At 48.7% G+C, this 18,302-nt stretch carries 18 protein-coding genes and 2 pseudogenes; all 20 read left to right on the top strand.

Annotated features, from left to right (window positions below):
- Nucleotides 1-43 precede the first annotated feature (43 nt).
- The 20 genes and pseudogenes from BQ9859_RS00505 (at nt 44) to BQ9859_RS00405 (ending at nt 17,790) form a co-directional block, all read left to right on the top strand.
- Nucleotides 44-361, top strand: coding sequence for a DUF3847 domain-containing protein (locus BQ9859_RS00505; protein ID WP_075876252.1), 318 nt, complete (start codon nt 44-46; stop codon nt 359-361).
- Nucleotides 362-641: 280 nt separating this feature from the next.
- A complete protein-coding gene (gene mobQ / locus BQ9859_RS00500; RefSeq protein ID WP_075876251.1) occupies nt 642-2,228 on the top strand; it encodes a MobQ family relaxase in 1,587 nt (528 codons plus the stop codon).
- A gap of 38 nt (nt 2,229-2,266) precedes the next feature.
- Complete coding sequence (locus tag BQ9859_RS00495) at nt 2,267-2,923, top strand: CHC2 zinc finger domain-containing protein (protein WP_235846359.1); 657 nt, start codon at nt 2,267-2,269, stop codon at nt 2,921-2,923.
- A 52-nt stretch (nt 2,924-2,975) separates the two neighbouring features.
- Nucleotides 2,976-4,193, top strand: a complete 1,218-nt coding sequence (locus tag BQ9859_RS00490; RefSeq protein ID WP_456237764.1) for a virulence-associated E family protein — start codon at nt 2,976-2,978, stop codon at nt 4,191-4,193.
- A 251-nt stretch (nt 4,194-4,444) separates the two neighbouring features.
- Nucleotides 4,445-4,624 (top strand): transposon-encoded TnpW family protein, encoded by a 180-nt coding sequence (locus tag BQ9859_RS00485; RefSeq protein ID WP_024400493.1) that lies wholly within the window; start codon nt 4,445-4,447, stop codon nt 4,622-4,624.
- Between the two features lie 42 nt (nt 4,625-4,666).
- Nucleotides 4,667-7,133, top strand: a pseudogene (locus BQ9859_RS00475) (recombinase family protein); the annotation flags it as partial.
- Nucleotides 7,130-7,480: a TnpV protein gene (locus BQ9859_RS00470; protein WP_075876248.1), complete on the top strand. Its 351-nt coding sequence runs from the start codon at nt 7,130-7,132 to the stop codon at nt 7,478-7,480. The pseudogene BQ9859_RS00475 and the gene BQ9859_RS00470, both read left to right, overlap by 4 nt.
- A 214-nt stretch (nt 7,481-7,694) precedes the next feature.
- Nucleotides 7,695-8,705 (top strand): DNA cytosine methyltransferase, encoded by a 1,011-nt coding sequence (locus tag BQ9859_RS00465; RefSeq protein WP_083662577.1) that lies wholly within the window; start codon nt 7,695-7,697, stop codon nt 8,703-8,705.
- A gap of 21 nt (nt 8,706-8,726) precedes the next feature.
- Nucleotides 8,727-9,794, top strand: a complete 1,068-nt coding sequence (locus tag BQ9859_RS00460) for a HaeII family restriction endonuclease (RefSeq protein WP_075876247.1) — start codon at nt 8,727-8,729, stop codon at nt 9,792-9,794.
- A 31-nt stretch (nt 9,795-9,825) separates the two neighbouring features.
- A complete protein-coding gene (locus BQ9859_RS00455) occupies nt 9,826-10,125 on the top strand; it encodes a hypothetical protein (RefSeq protein WP_075876246.1) in 300 nt (99 codons plus the stop codon).
- Complete coding sequence (locus BQ9859_RS00450; protein WP_227120347.1) at nt 10,103-10,528, top strand: very short patch repair endonuclease; 426 nt, start codon at nt 10,103-10,105, stop codon at nt 10,526-10,528. Before BQ9859_RS00455 ends, BQ9859_RS00450 begins: the two co-directional genes overlap by 23 nt.
- A 252-nt stretch (nt 10,529-10,780) precedes the next feature.
- Nucleotides 10,781-11,662, top strand: coding sequence for a macro domain-containing protein (locus tag BQ9859_RS00445; protein WP_075876244.1), 882 nt, complete (start codon nt 10,781-10,783; stop codon nt 11,660-11,662).
- A gap of 10 nt (nt 11,663-11,672) precedes the next feature.
- Nucleotides 11,673-12,194, top strand: a complete 522-nt coding sequence (locus BQ9859_RS00440; RefSeq protein WP_075876243.1) for a TIR domain-containing protein — start codon at nt 11,673-11,675, stop codon at nt 12,192-12,194.
- A 95-nt stretch (nt 12,195-12,289) separates the two neighbouring features.
- Nucleotides 12,290-12,625, top strand: coding sequence for a DUF3847 domain-containing protein (locus tag BQ9859_RS00435; RefSeq protein ID WP_075876242.1), 336 nt, complete (start codon nt 12,290-12,292; stop codon nt 12,623-12,625).
- Nucleotides 12,591-14,087 (top strand): MobQ family relaxase, encoded by a 1,497-nt coding sequence (gene mobQ / locus BQ9859_RS00430; RefSeq protein ID WP_075876241.1) that lies wholly within the window; start codon nt 12,591-12,593, stop codon nt 14,085-14,087. The genes BQ9859_RS00435 and mobQ (BQ9859_RS00430) overlap by 35 nt, the downstream gene beginning before the upstream one ends.
- On the top strand, nt 14,084-14,380 hold the full coding sequence (locus tag BQ9859_RS00425; RefSeq protein WP_075876240.1) for a hypothetical protein: 297 nt from the start codon (nt 14,084-14,086) through the stop codon (nt 14,378-14,380). The genes mobQ (BQ9859_RS00430) and BQ9859_RS00425 overlap by 4 nt, the downstream gene beginning before the upstream one ends.
- A gap of 15 nt (nt 14,381-14,395) precedes the next feature.
- Complete coding sequence (locus BQ9859_RS00420) at nt 14,396-16,270, top strand: AAA family ATPase (RefSeq protein ID WP_075876239.1); 1,875 nt, start codon at nt 14,396-14,398, stop codon at nt 16,268-16,270.
- A gap of 138 nt (nt 16,271-16,408) precedes the next feature.
- Nucleotides 16,409-16,588 carry a transposon-encoded TnpW family protein gene (locus BQ9859_RS00415; RefSeq protein ID WP_075876238.1) on the top strand — a complete coding sequence of 60 codons (180 nt, stop codon included), beginning with the start codon at nt 16,409-16,411 and terminating at the stop codon, nt 16,586-16,588.
- A gap of 21 nt (nt 16,589-16,609) precedes the next feature.
- A pseudogene (locus BQ9859_RS00410) lies at nt 16,610-17,434 on the top strand (VirD4-like conjugal transfer protein, CD1115 family); the annotation flags it as partial.
- Between the two features lie 215 nt (nt 17,435-17,649).
- A complete protein-coding gene (locus BQ9859_RS00405) occupies nt 17,650-17,790 on the top strand; it encodes a Maff2 family mobile element protein (protein WP_072853685.1) in 141 nt (46 codons plus the stop codon).
- The last annotated feature ends 512 nt before the right edge of the window (nt 17,791-18,302 follow it).

The raw sequence follows: 18,302 nt of genomic DNA, 5'->3' as shown, positions 1-18,302 counted from the left end.
GTCGCTTTTGTTTTGCCCATTATTCAGAAAGGAGCCTGATTCCATGAATGAAAAACTGGAAAAGCTGAACCGCCAGAAAACCGCAGCCGAGAAAAAGTTGATTGCCGCACAGCACAGAGAGAAGCAGCTGGAGCATGAACGGAAACGCCTGACACGGAGCGAGAGAACCCACCGGCTTTGTACTCGTGCCGGGATGCTGGAGAAGTTTCTGCGTGAGCCTACTCTACTGACCGATGACGATGTGATGGAATTGCTGACCTTCCTCTTTCACGATGAAGCCGTACAAAGGAAGCTGGACACGCTGATTGAGAAGCGGAAAAAAACGCTGACAACGGACGGCAGCGAGAACCCCTTGTTTTAACAAGGGCGCAATTATACACCGCCTAAAGGTGGTGCATTGCGTTCTGCCGAAAGCCCCTTGCAGGGAGCTGATGATTTTCGCACAGGATAAATCCTCTGCTTCAATCATCCAGTGGAAGCTGCACTTCCCCTGCGCTGGCTAAAGCCAGCTACCCCTTTGCCCCCTGCTGTCCGAAAATCCCTGCCGGACAGGAATTTCCGAACAACAGGAATAGAACCCGATGACCTGACCGCTTGCAACTTTGCAGACGGTCTTTTGTTTTGCCAAAGGAGATGATGAAGTGGCAAACCCTCATTTTGAAATCAAAATCACGAAGCGCAGCAAACGGCAGTCAGCTGTTGCCGGAGCTGCCTACCAGAGCGGCGAGAATCTTTTTTCCGAGTATGACCAGAAGCACAAAGACTACCGGAAAAAGGAAGGCGTGGTCTACACGGAAATCATGCTGCCGTCCCATGCCCCGCCGGAATACGCCGACCGGGAACAGCTTTGGAATGCAGTGGAAGCCGTTGAAAACCAGTGGAACTCCCAGCTTGCCAGACGGTTTGTGCTGGCACTGCCCAGAGAAGTGCCGGAGGAACTGTATCCCCAGATGGTGCAGGACTACTGCAACCAGTTTTTTGTTTCCAAAGGCATGATTGTTGATTTTGCCATCCATGACCCCAAGCCACCGGGACACAATCCCCATTGTCATGTGATGCTGACCATGCGGGCAATGGACGAGCATGGGAAATGGCTTCCCAAAGCCAGAAAGGTTTACGACCTTGACGAGAACGGTGAGCGTATCCGGCTCCCATCCGGGAATTGGAAAAGCCACAAGGAGAACACTGTTGACTGGAGCGAACAGTATCATGGGCAGGAGTGGCGCACCGGCTGGGAAACAGTGCAGAACCGCTATCTGGAAATGGTAAACAGCCCTGTCCGTGTCGATCTCCGTTCCTATGAAAAACAGGGGCTGGACATCATCCCCACCGTCCACATGGGAGCAGCTGTCACCCAGATGGAACGCCGTGGCATCCAGACCAATATCGGCAATCTGAACCGGGACATCAAATCCGCTAACCGCATGATGACCGTGATCCGCAACACCATTCAGAATCTGCGTGAATGGATCAGCGATATTCTGGAAGCCCGGAAAGAGCTGCTGGCAGAGAAGAAGCCGGAAAACGCATCCCCCGACCTTATCAATCTTCTGCGGGATTATCTCAATCTGCGAAAAGCAGAACGCCGGGACTGGTCAAGATACGGTCAGCAAAAAGGTGCAACGAAAGATTTACAGTCCTTTGTCAACGCCACCAATTATCTGAAAGACCATCAGATTTTTACACTGGAGCAGCTGGACAGTGTGCTGGAGAAAGTGAAGCAGAAATCCGGCAGCATCAGCACCGGCATGAGGAAAGCCGAGAGCCGCATGAAAGTGATTACCGGCATCCAGAACGCCGTTGCAGATTGTCAGCAGCATAAAGCTGTCCATGACAAGTATGTGCGAATCGGCTGGAAAACGGTGCAGTCCGTTTATGCGGAAAGCCACCGGGACGAACTGGACACATACAACAAGGCGTACCGTTTTTTGAAAAAGCATGGTGTTGACCTGAATGTTGATCTGGAAGCCCTGCAAGCGGAGTATGAACAGCTGCAAACTTCTCACGCAGAATATACCGGGCAGCTGGCGGCAGTGCAGGAGGAATTGAAGCCGCTGAAAGAAATCCGTTACTGGGTCAGCAAGGTACTTGCCCCGGAACAGGCAGAGGTCAAAAAGAAGCCGGAGCCGAAGCACTCTGTCACCGAACAGATTCAGGATTATCGGGAAGAATCCAGAAAAAAGGACGAGCAGCACCGGCAGGAGAAAAAACAGAATATGGAACTGTAAGGCGTCTGATTTTCAAAAGAAATCGGGTGCCTTTTGTTTTGTCAGGAGGTGCAATTTTGAATGTATTTGAAGCGGTCAAACAGAATGTAACCACCAGACAGGCAGCGGAGCTGTACGGCATCCCTGTCAGCAGAAACGGCATGGCGGTCTGCCCTTTTCACAATGACAAAAATCCCAGCATGAAACTGGACAGGCGTTTTCACTGCTTTGGCTGTCAGGCTGATGGGGATGCAGTGGATTTTGTTTCCCGGCTGTTTGAGCTGCCCAGCAAGGATGCCGCCATGAAGCTGGCTGATGATTTGGGGATTGCCTATGACAACAGGCAGAAGCCGACCGTCAAACCCCATATCCGGGAACCTACCCCGGAGCAGAAATACAGGCAGGAAGAAATGCACTGCTACAAAGTCTTATGCGAATACTTCCACCTTCTCCAGAAATGGGAACAGCAGTATGCCCCGCAAACGCCGGAGGATGACCTGCATCCGCTCTTTGTGGAAGCCCTGCAAAGAAAAACCTACACAGAGTATCTGCTGGATAGTTTTCTGGACGGATCGCCGGAAGAACGCCGGGAGATTGTAGCACAGCAAGGAAAAGAGGTGATGAAACTTGAGCAGCGAATTGCAGAATGGACAGCAGCCGGAACTCTGCACCGTGGAACAGGTCAGAAGCAGCCTGGAACAGACCGAGAAAGGTAAGGTATCCAATGCCGCATCCAACTATAAACGGGTGTTTCAGCTTGACCCTCTGCTGAAAGGAGCCATCCGAAAAAATCTGCTGACAGAACGAGTGGATATTGTGAAGCCCCTCGGCTGGTATCGGGACAGCCCGACCCTGACCGATGTGGACATCAAATATCTGCTCTTATATTTTGAGGAAAACTATGGGATGACTATCGAGAAAAAGATACAGGATGCTGTGATGGTGATTGCCAACGAAAACCGCTATCACCCTGTCCGGGATTTTCTCAACGCCTTGCAGTGGGACGGTATAGAACGCATCCGATATTGTCTGCACCGGTTTCTGGGAGCTGATGCCGATGATTACACTTGTGAAGCCATGCGGCTGTTTCTGCTGGGAGCAATCTCACGGGCGTTCCGTCCCGGCTGTAAATTTGAAATCATGCTCTGTCTGGTGGGCGGTCAGGGAGCCGGAAAGTCCTCGTTCTTTCGTCTGCTGGCAGTTCAGGATGACTGGTTTTCCGATGACCTGAAAAAGCTGGACGATGAAAATGTGTACCGAAAGATGCAGGGACACTGGCTGATTGAGATGTCGGAGATGATTGCCACCGCCAATGCCAAGAGCATTGAGGAAATCAAATCCTTTCTCAGCCGCCAGAAGGAAACCTATAAAGTGCCATACGAAACCCACCCGGCTGACCGAAAACGGCAGTGTGTGTTCTGCGGCACTTCCAATACGCTGGATTTTCTGCCCCTTGACCGCACCGGCAACCGCCGTTTTGTGCCGGTCATGGTACATCCAGAGCTGGCAGAAATTCACATTCTGGACGATGAACCGGCAGCAAGAGCCTATCTCATACAGGTCTGGGCAGAAGCGATGGAGATTTACCGCAGCGGAAACTTCAAACTCCGGTTCAGCCCGGCAATGAACGAGTATCTGAAAGTCCACCAGCGTGACTTTATGCCGGAGGACACCAAAGCCGGACAGATCATCGAGTATCTGGAAAAGTGTTCGGATAACATGGTCTGCTCCAAACAGCTGTTCCGGGAAGCCCTGGGACACAGTTTTGACGAGCCGAAGCAATGGGAAATCCGGGAGATCAACGACATTATGAACAACAGCGTGACCGGCTGGAGGGCGTTTTCCAATCCCCGGTACTTCCGCAGCCCCTATGGGCGGCAGAAAGGCTGGGAGCGCATCCAGCCCGACAACGGAGGTGGAGATTTTCAGGAATTGACGCCGGAGGAAGTGGAGCAGCTGGAACTTCCCCCAGAGTGGCTAAAGTAAAAAATCAGTGCCGGTTGCCGTTTTGTTGTCGAGCCGGTTGTCGGTCTGGTTGTCGGGCGAAAGTCTGAAAACCCCTGATTTGATGGGCATTTTCTCTCTCCTGACAACCATGACAACCGACTTTTATAAAAAAAGAAGAAAAAGAAAATAGAGCATCTGCCCGACAGAGTTTTAAGGTTTTCTGATGTCCGTTGTCAGGACTTCGTTGTCAGCCTTTCCTTTGTCGGGCTTTTTTACAGGAGGTGTCGCACATGGAACAGGTAGCAGCCAAAACGAAAGCAGGACAGGCAAGTCCGGCAGGAACATTCAGCATGAAGCTGGGCAAGACCACCTATGTGGTGGGCGTTCATTTCAGCCAGACCGCAAAGGACACGCTGGAGGACAAAATGAAGCGGCTGATGAAGGACGATGTGAAATCATCGAATTTTTGATGCAAAACTCGGTGAGATATTCCCTTTATTTATCTTGACAAAACACTCCCGAAAGGCACCATCCTGGTGGAGTGCGGCAAAATGCTTCAGCGCGGCACACCCAAGCTGGGCAAGGACGGCAAGCCCATGAAGGATAAGCACGGCAAGGACATCTATGAGCCTTATCGGATCAAAGTCCTCAATACCATCAACTTCAAGAAGTCCATGCACTATAATCCCTTTGCCTACATCCACTCCGAAAAGGACATCTTGAAACTGGTCACGACGCTGATCGCCAACACCAAGGGCGAGGGCAAGGCCGGGGACGATTTTTGGGTTAAGGCCGAGACGCTTTTGTACTGCGCCCTCATTGGGTATATCCACTACGAGGCCCCGGTGGAGGAACAGAATTTCTCCACCCTCATCGAGTTCATCAACGCGATGGAGGTCCGGGAGGATGACGAGGAGTTCAAGAACCCCGTGGACCTGATGTTTGACGCGCTGGAGGCAGAGAAGCCCAACCACTTCGCCGTCCGTCAGTACAAAAAGTACAAGCTGGCTGCGGGAGTTGTATGCTTTAAGAGACTTCTTAATCAGTCGGTTAGGAAGTCTCTTAAAACATATAAGCCCACAATTTTAGGAAAGGAGCGCATAGCCAATGAGAAGAAAAGAGAAAATCACGCCATTGTATGAGCGTCTCAGCCGAGACGATGAATTACAGGGCGAGAGCAACTCCATATCGAACCAAAAGAAGTTGCTCGAAGAATACGCTGTCGGTCATGGACTGCCGAACCCCACCCACTTTACGGACGATGGCATTTCCGGCACCCGTTTTGACCGCCCCGGCTTCCTCTCGATGATGGAAGAAGTCGAAGCCGGAAATGTGGAGTGCATTGTGGTGAAGGATATGAGCCGTCTGGGGCGTGATTATCTGAAAGTCGGTCAGATTTTGGAAATCCTGCGTCAGAAAGGCGTTCGCCTTATCGCTGTCAATGATGGAGTGGACAGCTCTCAGGGAGACGATGATTTTATCCCGTTCCGCAACATTATGAACGAGTGGTACGCCCGTGATACCAGCAAGAAAATCAAGTCCACATTCAAGACAAAAGGCATGATGGGCAAGCATCTTACAGGAACGGTCATTTATGGCTACCTTTGGAACGAAGCCAGAGACCAGTGGATTGTGGACGAAGAAGCCGCCGCTGTCGTGAAGCGTATCTTCGCCATGACGATTGAGGGCTACGGTCCGTATCAGATTGCCTGTAAGCTGTCAGAGGAACAAATCCTCATTCCGTCCGCTTACCTTGCACAGTATGGCGAGGGAGTAAACAAGAACAAGACATTCAAGGACATTTATGGCTGGGGTTCGTCTGCTGTGGTTGAAATTCTGAAAAAGAGAGAATACCTCGGACATACGGTCAATTTCAAGACCCGAAAACACTTCAAGGACAAGAAAAGCCATTATGTGCCGGAGGATGAATGGACGATTTTTGAGAACACCCATGAGCCGATTATCGACCAGCAGACCTTTGACCTTGTGCAGAAAATCCGAAGAAATGTCAAGCGATACCCGAATGGCTGGGGCGAAGCAGCTCCCCTTACAGGCTTGCTCTACTGTGCCGACTGCGGCGGCAAGATGTATGTCCACCGCACTAACAACGGAAAGCGTATCTCCCAATATACCTGTTCCCAATACAGCAAGGTTCCTGTCGGCAAGCTCTGTCCTAGCCAGCACCGTATCAATGAAGATGTGGTGCTGACCCTTGTATCGGATATGCTGAAAGCGATTGCCGAGTATGCCAAGCACGACCGAGCCGAGTTTGTCCGTGTGGTGCAGGAAGCGCAGTCCAGCCAGCAGACCGCAGAAATCCGTAAACAGCGCACACGCCTTGCCGCCGCAAAGCAGAGGGTTTCCGAGCTGGAAGTCCTGCTCTGTAAAATCTATGAGGACAATGTGCTGGGCAAACTGCTGGACAGCCGCTATGAGGTGCTGGACGCTCAATATGCAAAGGAACAAGCTGCCCTTACCGCTGAAATTGCTACTCTTGAAAAGGCAGTCAGCGATTATGAAAAGCACGAAAAGGACGCTGACCGCTTTATCGCTCTGATAGAAAAATATCAGAACTTCGACAAACTGACCATTGCCATGCTCAATGAATTTGTCGAGAAAATCCTTGTCCATGAGCGTGACCGAAAAGGGAGTATTCAGACCACCCAAGAGGTTGAGATTTACTTTAATTTTGTCGGGAAATTCGTTCCCCCGGCGTTTGGAGAAGTGGAGCTGACCCCGGAGGAACTGGAAGAAATCCGCAAGCGTGAGGAACGCAAGGACAAGCTCCATCAGAACTATCTGAAACGAAAAGCCAGCGGAGCGCAGAAACGCTACGAGGATAAAGTCAAAGCAAAGAAAAAGGCAGAGATTGACGCCAAGAAAGCCGCTATCCGGGCAGAGGATATTACCAGAGGGGTGTTTGTCCCTGTCAGCAGTTTACCGCAGCGAGAGCCGCAGAAAGGAGCGCAGACAGCATGAAAATCACTTACACGCAGAATGGGGACTACCTTATCCCCGACATCAAAATTCGAAAGGCAAAGAAGTCCCTCGGTCACTATGGCAGGCTTCGCAAAGCCTACTTACAACAGTTTCGCCCTATCTTGTATAACGAGCTTATCTTGACTGAAAAGCTCTATGAGCATTGTGCCGAGATTGAGGAAACGGCAAGACATCGCATTGAGCTGATCGTGCCGGAGCTGGCGAAGCAATATGGCGTTACCGAAAAGCTGAAAGCCGAAAACCAGATGGAATGGGTGCGGCAGATGAACGCTTGCAAGGTTCAGGCAGAGGAAATCGTGAAGCACGAGCTAATTTATACCCATTGATGAAACAAAATATTCTGACGCAACGCTTAGAGCTTATTTGCACTAAGCGTTGTGCAGTTTTATGAAACTTTGGCGCACCTATTGAAAAAGCGCTTGAAAAGCGCTATAATATATGTCGATTCTGTTAGCTGGAATAAATGGCAATATGCGAGTATGGAAAACAGCTTTTCCATGAGAGCTAAGGCAGAACTGATATAAGCGAGGATGAATATTTATGGATTGGAATACATTTAGATTTATCGACCTGTTTGCTGGAATTGGCGGCATTAGGTTAGGGTTTGAACACGTTGGCGGTAAATGTGTATTTTCATCGGAATTTGACGAGGACGCTTGCAAAACCTATGAAGCGAATTTCGGCGAACATCCATCGGGGGACATAACCAAAATAGACGCAAAAGATATTCCCGACTTTGATATTTTGTTGGGCGGTTTTCCCTGCCAAGCATTTTCAATCATCGGGAAAAAAGAGGGCTTCTCAAATGAGACTTGTGGGACGCTTTTCTTTGATATTGAACGAATCCTAAAAGAAAAACTTCCCCCGGCATTTATGCTTGAAAATGTACGAAACCTAACTGCGCATGACCATGGAAACACTTTCAAAGTTATTAAAAGTCATTTGGAAGCTCTGGGCTATCATGTTCATGCAAAAGTATTAAATGCGCTTGATTATGGCGTTCCGCAAAAACGTGAACGAATTATCATCGTAGGTTTCCTTGACGATGTGGAATTTACATTTCCGGAACCAGTGCCGGAGTGTGAAAGAAAAACTCTGGCAGATATTTTGGAAGTGGATGTAGATAAAAAATACTATGTCAGAGACGCTATCAGGCAGTCGAGACTTGAGAGAATCAAGGATAAGAATTATCCCAAACCATATATCTCTCACGAAAATATGGCAGGTTCCATAACGCCGCACCCCTATTCGTCTGCTTTGCGTGCAGGAGCTTCCGCCAACTATATTTTGATAAATGATGAAAGACGACCGACTGAAAGGGAAATGTTGAGGATTCAAGGTTTCCCAGACAGCTATAAAATCGTTGTGCCTTATAGCAAGGTAAAACATCAATGTGGAAATTCTGTCGCAGTTCCCGTCATAAAGGCGGTTGCTGAACAGATGATAAAAGCGTTGAAGAACCACCAAAAGGCTGTTGATAATATTGCTCCCAAATGTATTGCTGAACCAGTACAGTACATTTTTGGAGAGCAGTTGTCACTGCAATTATAAAAGCGAAAGGACGGTTAGAAAATGCCAAACAGAGTTCAGGCAAAAGCAGCTCTTGACGCTGTGATTAAAAAATCTCGTGTCCATTTATATAAGCCTATCCAAATTGCGGAAATCTTATATAGAGACCGAGTGTTTCAGGATATTGACCTGTTGGAACTTGAGGATTACAGAACTAAAAGCAAGCGTTGGAGAGACGATGTTTGCCAAGTCCTTTTAGGAAGAGTATGTACCAGCAGTGCAAAATTCCAAGACGACCTTTTCAATGAAACCGCAATTCCACCAGTTCTAATCAACGAGTTAGGTAAAGAAAATCGTAGGACGAACGGCGGAGTTGAGGCTTATATTTACAGCCGTTTTACGAATAAGCACGGTCAATTAGCGAGTGCATTGGACTACTGCCTTAACTCAACGAAAGAGACTTTCAGCGTTAAGCAGTTTATCGATTCGTTTTGGAGCGAACCGGGCTTGAAGCGCAGCTTAGATAAAATCTATGAAATCGTGGTATACGCTCTTTTTTCCACTCTTGTGGACGCTTTGAATTTGCAAGTGGAAATTTCAGTGGACGAAGCCAACTTTGATATTTTGGCAGAGTTTTCGGATTTTGCAAAAATGGTAATGTGCCTTGATTTCTCAAATCCGAGTTATATCCAAGACGCCAAAGTTTATCGTGTAGGCGTAACAAATGCGGCGGATCGTGGTCTTGATATGTACTCCAACTGGGGACCGGCAATTCAGATTAAGCATTTAAGTCTAGATGTCGAGTTAGCAAAGAACATTGTAGATAGTGTTTCAAGTGATAAAGTTGTTATCGTGTGCAAAGACGCTGAACGAGATGTTATCGTTTCTCTGCTTACTCAAATTGGATGGCGCAATCATATTCAGAGCATTGTTACGGAAAGCAACTTGATTTGCTGGTACGAAAAAGCTCTGCGTGGAAAGTATGCAGAACAAATTGGCGATGAGCTGATTATTCGTTTGTGCGGAGAAATTGCAGAAGAATTCCCATCGGTTGATACAATCCCTGATATAATCAAGAATCGTCACTACGAGAAAGTGGAAACGGATGATTTTTGGAAAGCGGTTGAATAAGCCTACATAATATTACGGGAGAGGTTTGAATATGAGAAAAGAAGATTTTCGCCAGTGGCTTGATGGGAAAATTAAAAAGAAACCCATCAGTGATTGCATTAGTCGATGTACGACCGTTGAATATGCTCTGAAGGTGGATTTAGACGAAGAATACAGAAAGGATAATGGACAAGCGGTAATTGCAAAGTTGAGCTATAATGCACGAGACGCAAAAGCTAATCTTCCAGTGCCGCAAGAGTTCAATTTCAAAGAGGGCTGTAATGTTGTCCAGCGATTGACCGACCTGCGCTCATCGGTAAATCGATACTTTGATTTTTGCAAAAATGGCTGATGTTTTTGACAAGGAAAAGCGAAGCAGTATCATGCAATGCGTTCGGTCAAAGGGAAACAAGAGTACAGAAATTAAGCTGATACAGGTTTTTGCGGAAAACGGAATAACGGGATGGAGACGAAACTATCAGGTAAAAGGACATCCCGATTTTGTATTTCCTAAACGTAAGATTGCTGTATTCGTTGACGGTTGCTTTTGGCATGGGCACGATTGCCGAAATACTCGCCCATCCGATAATCAAGAATATTGGCAAAAGAAACGAGAGCGTAACATCCAGCACGACCTTGAAGTTACTGAATTGTTTGAGAAACGAGGTTGGACAGTTATCCGTATCTGGGAGTGCGAATTGAAAAAGAAAAACGCTGATGTGCTGATGAATAAGCTATCGCCGTTGCTGAAATAAATCCCTTAGAACTCTAAGGGCGCACTTCTATACTCTCCTGCCGGAAGTATTCGTGCGTCCTGCGGAGCTTCATTCTCTGTCAGCAGAAGGAAACTGCTTGACCGAGAATGTTCGTCACTCCGTTCCGTCAAGGTGGCTCCCCCCCTTGCGCCGCTTGTGCGGCTATCCCCTGTGGACTTGCCGTCCGCAAACAGCATAAATGCTGTTCGCCGCCAGCAAGTCTGAAACAATTGTTGTAAATGGTGGTGTAATATGAGAAGTATTTGGATCAACAAAAATTATATTGCAAAGATTGCTTCTACTGTCACAGGAGGAATATATGCTTTTCTTGGCTTTATAGGGATGCTTGTTCCTCTTGATGAAATACTATCGGATAAAATGTCAATATGGGTAAGGAGTATTATTAGCATATCCGTCTTAACAGGAATATGGTGTTGTTGCTTTATTATTGTCTCAGTGATACTGATGAATAAAAAACGATTCAAAGTTCTTTCTGCAAACAATGGACACGCATTATATTTGCAATACGGAGACATCTTTAACGCAAACGAAGTAATAGAACCCGGCAAGCGTCGTAACATTGTTATTCCTGTAAATCGATGTTTCGATACTCACGTTGATAATCATATAGTTTCAGAGCAAACACTCCATGGTATTGCGTTTAAGAAATTATACGCATCAGGCAAATACACGGAAGAAACATTGGCTCTGTCGATAGAAAAACTATTGGAGAAGATAGGGTACGAGAATCTTTCGGCAAATGAAAAGCCCGAAGGAAATCGCAAACGCTATCCAGTCGGAACAGTTATAGATTTGCCCGGAAATGAAAACGAGCATTACTTCCTATGGGCACTCAGCACATTTGACAGTAACTTAAAGGCACATACGTCAATGCAGGAATACGCATTGGCAGTACAAAGGTTGATTGAATCGTGTAATACAGAATCTGAAGGATTCTCCATTGTGTTGCCGTTGGTAGGGACAGGTCTTTCCAGAACCAAGAGGGACCAGCAAGATGTCTTGCAGTATTTGATAAATGCTTTTAGGGTAAACAAAGACGAGATTAACTGCGATATTCATATTGTTGTGCATGAAGATGTCAAAAATGAAATAGCAATTATGAGCATAAAATAAGGAGGGCAAAATGGTTACTTACAGAACACGAACCTATATTGCAGGCGATTGGGACCATGACAAAGATGCAGTAGATCAGTTACACAAGTGGAATGATAGTAAATATTGGAGTTTATCATTTACTGATGCACATGATTTAACATCGTCTCGTGATAGCAGTCTAAACTGCACCATTAAATCATCATTAAAGACTCGTATGGACGCATCAAAAACATTCGTCCTTATTGTCGGAGACCAAACGGCATCGGTAACGGCAGGAAGTTGCAGATGGTGTGGAAGCTACAACAGTTATACATACCGTTGTGCAAAAGGATACAGTGTTGATTATCGTAGCTTTATTAAGTTTGAATGTGACAAAGCCGTAGAAGCTGGCATTAAAATAATTGTTTTGTATAAAGCAACTCGGGTTGATAGGTCTAAATGCCCCGAAGCTGTAAGATATGTTGGAACACACGCATCCATGATTTACAAAGGAAACGATGGGAATTACTATTGGGATTATCAATCCGTAAAGGATGCATTTGATGCATAACAACATCAGCATTTTATCTATAAATAAATTTATCCGTCTGTCATTAAAGATAGACGGATTTTTTATACCCATTTTGAAAAAGGAGGTCATTTACAATGGCAAAAAAGAAAACGCTCGACCAGCTCCGAGCCGAGAAAGAGCAGGCGGAAATCCGGCTTGCCCAAGAGCAGCATAAGCTCAGCCGCCTTGAAAACCGCAAGAAGTATTACGAGAAAGGCGAACGAGCCAAACGCACCCATGAGCTTTGCAACATCGGAGGAGCGGTGGAGAGCCTTGCCCCGGTATTCAAAGGACTTTCCAAGCAGGAAATGTACGAACTGCTGGAAGTCCTTTTCTCTTTGCCGGAGGTACGGAACACACTTCACAGCTTTGAGAGCAGACAGGAGGACAGAGAACATGGCATTATTCCATCTGACCGCAACACAGATTAAACGAAGCGAGGGACAGTCGGTAATAGCTTCCGCCGCTTACAGATCCGGCGAGAAGCTGCACAGCGAGTATTACGGGGAGGACAGCGACTATTCCAGAAAGAAAGGCGTTATCAACTCCGAAATTCTCCTGCCTTCCCATGCGCCGCCCGAATATGCGGACAGAGAAACCCTCTGGAACGCTGTGGAAAAGGTGGAGCGTGGCAAGAACGCCCAGCTTGCTTACAGCTTTGAAATCTCCTTGCAGAACGAGTTTTCCCTTGAAGAAAACATGGCTCTGGCAAGGCAGTTTTTACAGGAGCAGTTTGTCAGCCGGGGCATGACCGTTGATGTTTCGTTCCATGAGCCGGAGCGTGAGGAGGGCGGCACTCCAAATCCCCATTTCCATTTTCTCTGCCCTATCCGCCCGATGAACCCGGACGGAACATGGGGCTTTAAGCAGCACCGAGTTTACCGTCTGGACAAGGACGGAAACCGCATCCGGGACGAGAACGGAAAGTATCTTTTTGACGCAGTTCCCACTACCGACTGGGGCAGTCCCGAAACGCTGGAACACTGGCGCAAAACATGGGCGGATATGTGCAACGCCAAGTTTGCCGAGAAAGGTCTTGATGTCCGTATCGACCACCGCAGTTACGAGAGACAGGGCGTTGACCTGTTGCCCTCTGTCCACGAAGGTCCGGCAGTCCGGGCGATGGAGAAGAAAGGCATCCGCACCGAGAAAGGCGAGTTCAATCGCTGGATAAAAGCCACCAACGCTGTTATCCGGGATATCCGAGGGAAAATCTCTTTCCTGCTGGAATGGATAAAGGAAGCCAGAGCCGAGCTTGCCAAGCCGCAGGCTCCCGACCTTGCTACTCTGCTAAGAGATTATTACACCCAGCGAAACGCCGGAGCGTTTTCTCAGAGAGCGAAAATCGGCAATCTGAAGGACATGAACGAGACTTTCAACTATCTCAGGGCAAACGAGATTTACACCCTTGACGACCTTGAAGCCCGTGTCACTTCCCACCGCACCACCGTTGACGGACTGAAAGAAATGCTGGACAGCCAGAACGCCCGAATGAAAGCAATCCGCAGTCTTTGCGATGACTCCGACACATTCAAACGCTTAAAGCCTGTCTTTGACGGTTTGCAGAAAATCAAGTTTGACAAGCCCAGAGCCAAGTACAAGGCGGAGCATGAAGCCGAGCTAAAGCAGTTTTACGCTGTCAGGCGCAGACTGACCGGGGAGTTCCCAGACGGAAAGGTGGATATGAAAAAGCTGTCCGCAGAGTATGACCGTCTGGAACAGGAGCATGGAGACACTTATGCCGAGTTCAAAGCCGTCAGAGAGGACTTACAGCGGCTTTGGAGTATCAAGTTGAAGATTGATACCGCCGCCCGAAAACAGGAGCGTACAGTCGAGAAAACGCCCCAAAATCGACCCCAAAATCGACACAAAAAGGAGGACCTTGACCGATGAAAAAATATGACTGGAAAAAGGAATACAACCCCATTCGCCGGACTGCCAAGCGCATTTTGAGCGGTGACCCGCTTGCCGATGGCAGACCGCTTTCCGAGCTGATTGAGCTGGACGAGCATACCCGAAAGCACCTTATCTTTGAAGCCAGCCTTACCGACGCTCAGATTGATATTTTGCAGGACTTAGGGTATCTGCCCGCAGTTGCAATGCGCTACCGTAAGGAGTGCGAGGACTGCCCCTGCACCCTGTATGAATGGGAGCATGGAGCTTGTCGGGGCTGTGAAAATCTGTGAGAAAGGAGGAAGCTCATGCAGTACACACAGGAACAGATTGACAGGGCGAACGCTGTCAGTCTGGAAGATTTTCTCCGTTCGCAGGGAGAACAGCTTATCAAAAGCGGCAGAGAATACCGCTGGAAAGCCCATGACAGTCTGACCGTCAGAGGAAACAAGTGGTTTCGCCACAGCCAGAGCAAGGGCGGCTATCCTATCGACTTTGTGATGGAGTTTTTCGGGAAGTCTTTTCCCGAAGCTGTCCAACTTTTGACTGGCGAAGCCGCCGAGGGCAAGCCGGACACCTGCGCCGCAGCTCTCCCCGGTGAGTTCCATTTGCCGCTTCACAGCCGGACAGCCGACCATGCAATCCAATATCTTTGTTCCGTTCGAGGTCTCAGCAAGCCGCTTGTTGAGACCTTTTTGGTTTCCGGGGATATTTACGAGGACGAAAAAAGGCAAAATGTTATCTTTGTCGGCAGAGACAGGAACGGAACGCCCAGATACGCCCATGTGCGAGGAACCGCAGACCCTTTCCGTCAGGACATAGCCGGGTCTGACAAATCCTACGGTTTCGGCTATGAGGGAAACGGAAATCAGCTTTTTGTCTTTGAAGCCCCAATTGACCTGCTGTCCTTTATCTGCCTTTATCCGCAGGAGTGGCAGACGAGAAGCTATATCGCCCTGGGCGGCGTTTCCGGCAGGGCTTTGGAATGCTTCCTCTCTGAACGCAAGGACATTCAGAAAGTGTTTCTCTGTCTGGACAGCGATACCGCAGGAAGCGAAGCCTGTACCCGTCTTGCATCGCTTATCCCGGAAGATACCGCTGTCCTGCGTCTTGTTCCGGCAAGAAAGGACTGGAACGATGTACTCCGGCAACAGGCGGACATTCCAAGCCGTAAATTCATTGCCGAGATTATCTCCATCCGAGAGCCGCCCACCGCCAAGCCGGTTCCCATGCTCCGTATGGCAGATGTGGAGCTGACGAGCGTGGAATGGCTATGGTTTCCGTATATCCCGTTCGGGAAGCTGACTATCATACAGGGCAATCCCGGCGAGGGAAAGACCTACTTTGCCATGCGTCTGGCGGCGGCTTGCACCAACCGAAAGCCTTTGCCCAATATGGAGCCGCTGGAACCGTTCAATATTATCTACCAGACCGCCGAGGACGGGCTGGGTGATACGGTAAAGCCCCGATTGGTAGAAGCCGAAGCCGACCTTGAGCGTGTGCTTGTCATTGACGACCGAGACACGCCGCTGACCCTATCCGATGACCGTCTGGCAAGGGCAATCCGGGAAAACCAAGCAAGGCTTGTTATCATCGACCCGGTACAGGCGTTTCTGGGCGCAGATGTGGATATGAACCGAGCAAACGAGGTGCGCCCAATCTTCCGCAGTCTGGGCGATATTGCACAGGCTACCGGGTGCGCTGTCGTGCTGATCGGACACCTGAACAAAGCCGCCGGAGCGCAAAGCACTTACAGAGGCTTAGGCTCCATCGACATTACAGCGGCAGTCCGCAGTCTGCTCTTTATCGGCAAACTGAAAGACAGTCCGACAACAAGGGTACTTATCCATGAGAAAAGCTCCCTTGCGCCGCCCGGACAGTCCCTTGCCTTTTCTCTGGGAGACGAGAAAGGCTTTGAATGGATAGGGGCTTATGACATTACTGCCGATGAACTGCTTGCCGGAACGGACACCAGCAAGACGGAAAGCAAGACCGCACAGGCACAAATGCTGATACTGGAACTGCTGGAAGATGGAAAGCGTATGCCGAGTGCAGAACTGGAAAAAGCGGTCAATGAGCGTGGCATTTCCTCACGCACCATGAGGACAGCCAAGAGCCGCATTGGAGACAGGCTTGTGAGCGAAAAAGACGGTACAGCATGGGTCTGCTATCTCCGCAACTGACAACAGGAAGAAGGCAAGTCCGGCAAAGGCGGCAAGGTTTTTATAGATACCTTAAAGCTGCCGCCTTGCCTTCTTCCCCCATAAGACCACCGCCCGATGAAATCTTCGGGCATTTTTCATTTTACAGGAGGATTTTGAATGAACAATACAGCGACCAGCAACACCCCGAACATCCCTTGCCCGACTGTCAGAAAGCAGATAGGTAAGACCACCTATATCGTGCGTGTCCATTTCAGCGAGACCGCAAAAGAGACGATGGAGGACAAAATCAAGCGTATGCTCCGAGAGGAAGTCCAGCAGAATGTAACTTCTTCGTGAACTTGATGAAAAAGTCCTTGACAATTCGTCTCTGGCAAAACCGCAAAATCCATCCTGATTTCCTGCGGTGCGCGCCTTGCCGTGTTCGACATCGCGGAGCTGCGGGAGGTCACGGCCTACGACGAGCTGGAGCTGGATACCCTGGGAGACCGGAAAACCGCCTTGTTCTTGATTATGAGCGACACGGACGATAGCTTTAACTTCCTGATCTCCATGTGCTACACCCAGCTGTTCAATCTGCTCTGCGAAAAAGCGGACGATGTGTACGGCGGGCGGCTGCCGGTCCATGTGCGGTGCCTCATTGACGAGGCCGCCAATATTGGACAGATCCCTCGGCTGGAAAAGCTGGTTGCCACCATCCGAAGCCGTGAGATTTCCGCCTGCCTGGTGCTGCAAGCACAGTCCCAGCTCAAAGCTATCTACAAGGACAACGCCGATACCATCATCGGCAACATGGATACCTCCATCTTCCTGGGCGGCAAAGAGCCGACAACCCTCAAGGAGCTGGCCGCCGTGCTGGGCAAGGAGACCATCGACACCTACAACACCGGCGAGAGCCGGGGCCGCGAGACATCCCATTCTCTTAACTACCAAAAGCTCGGCAAAGAGCTTATGAGCCAGGATGAACTGGCCGTCATGGACGGCGGCAAGTGTATCCTCCAGCTGCGCGGTGTGCGGCCTTTCCTCTCGGACAAGTACGACATCACCAAGCACCCCAATTACCCGTACACCGCCGACGCGGACCCCAAGAACGCCTTTGACATCGAGGCGTTCCTGTCCACCCGGCTCAAGCTCAAGCCCAACGAGGTCTACGATGTGTATGAAGTAGACGCAGAGGGCGTGTAAATCTGTTCCGCTGTGAAAGGAGTGATCTTATCTACCCGCCTCAACCGCCCCGGATGGGGCCATCGGCGTACAAAGCGGACAATCACCAAAAAATAATGAAAAAAGGAGGACAGCCGGAATCAGGCCCCGGAAACCGGGTGCCGATTGTTCCGGCTTTTGTATGCCTATGAATGACTAAATCAAACTTTTCAAATGATTCCGGCTAACTATAATTTATGGCATTTTTCAATCAGGCTATCACCGTTCTTCAGACCCTCGTTATCGCTCTGGGCGCTGGTCTCGGCATCTGGGGTGTCATCAACCTGCTGGAAGGTTACGGCAACGACAACCCCGGTGCGAATGCTCATGTACCATAAAGTAACAGAACAACAAATTCCAATGACAGCCGCTGCTATTCTGTATAAATCTGTTTTTACTTGATTTTTTAACCCATTTATGATACACTTTAGAAAAAATGAGTGAGGTGGAAAGATGATTAACTTTTCTTGCAAATAAATTGGAATATACAGTGATACTGTGTTTTACAGTACCATTGTACCACGATCCATTGAATAGCATGCCGGTAAAAGATACAGTGATACTGTGTTTTACAGTACCATTGTACCCATTGCAAGAAAGTTAAAAGTCTATTCACTCGATATATCGTAGGCGTATCACTCTTGATAGGGGTGATACTATTATGCTGTGACGAGCTGCAAGAATTGACTTTCTTGCAGCTCTTATTTTATGTTCTTTATCCCTGGAATAAAGGAGGAATGCGATATGTCGATGATCCGAGTCGAGAACCTTACCTTTGCCTATCCATCCAGCTATGATAACATTTTTGAAAATGTCAATTTTCAAATTGATACAGATTGGAAACTTGGGT

Origin of the sequence: Merdibacter massiliensis (genome assembly GCF_900155395.1) — a bacterium.
GTDB classification, from domain to species: domain Bacteria; phylum Bacillota_I; class Bacilli_A; order Erysipelotrichales; family Erysipelotrichaceae; genus Merdibacter; species Merdibacter massiliensis.
Note: the sequence above shows the minus strand (reverse complement) of the source record. Positions and strands in the feature narration are given on the sequence as shown.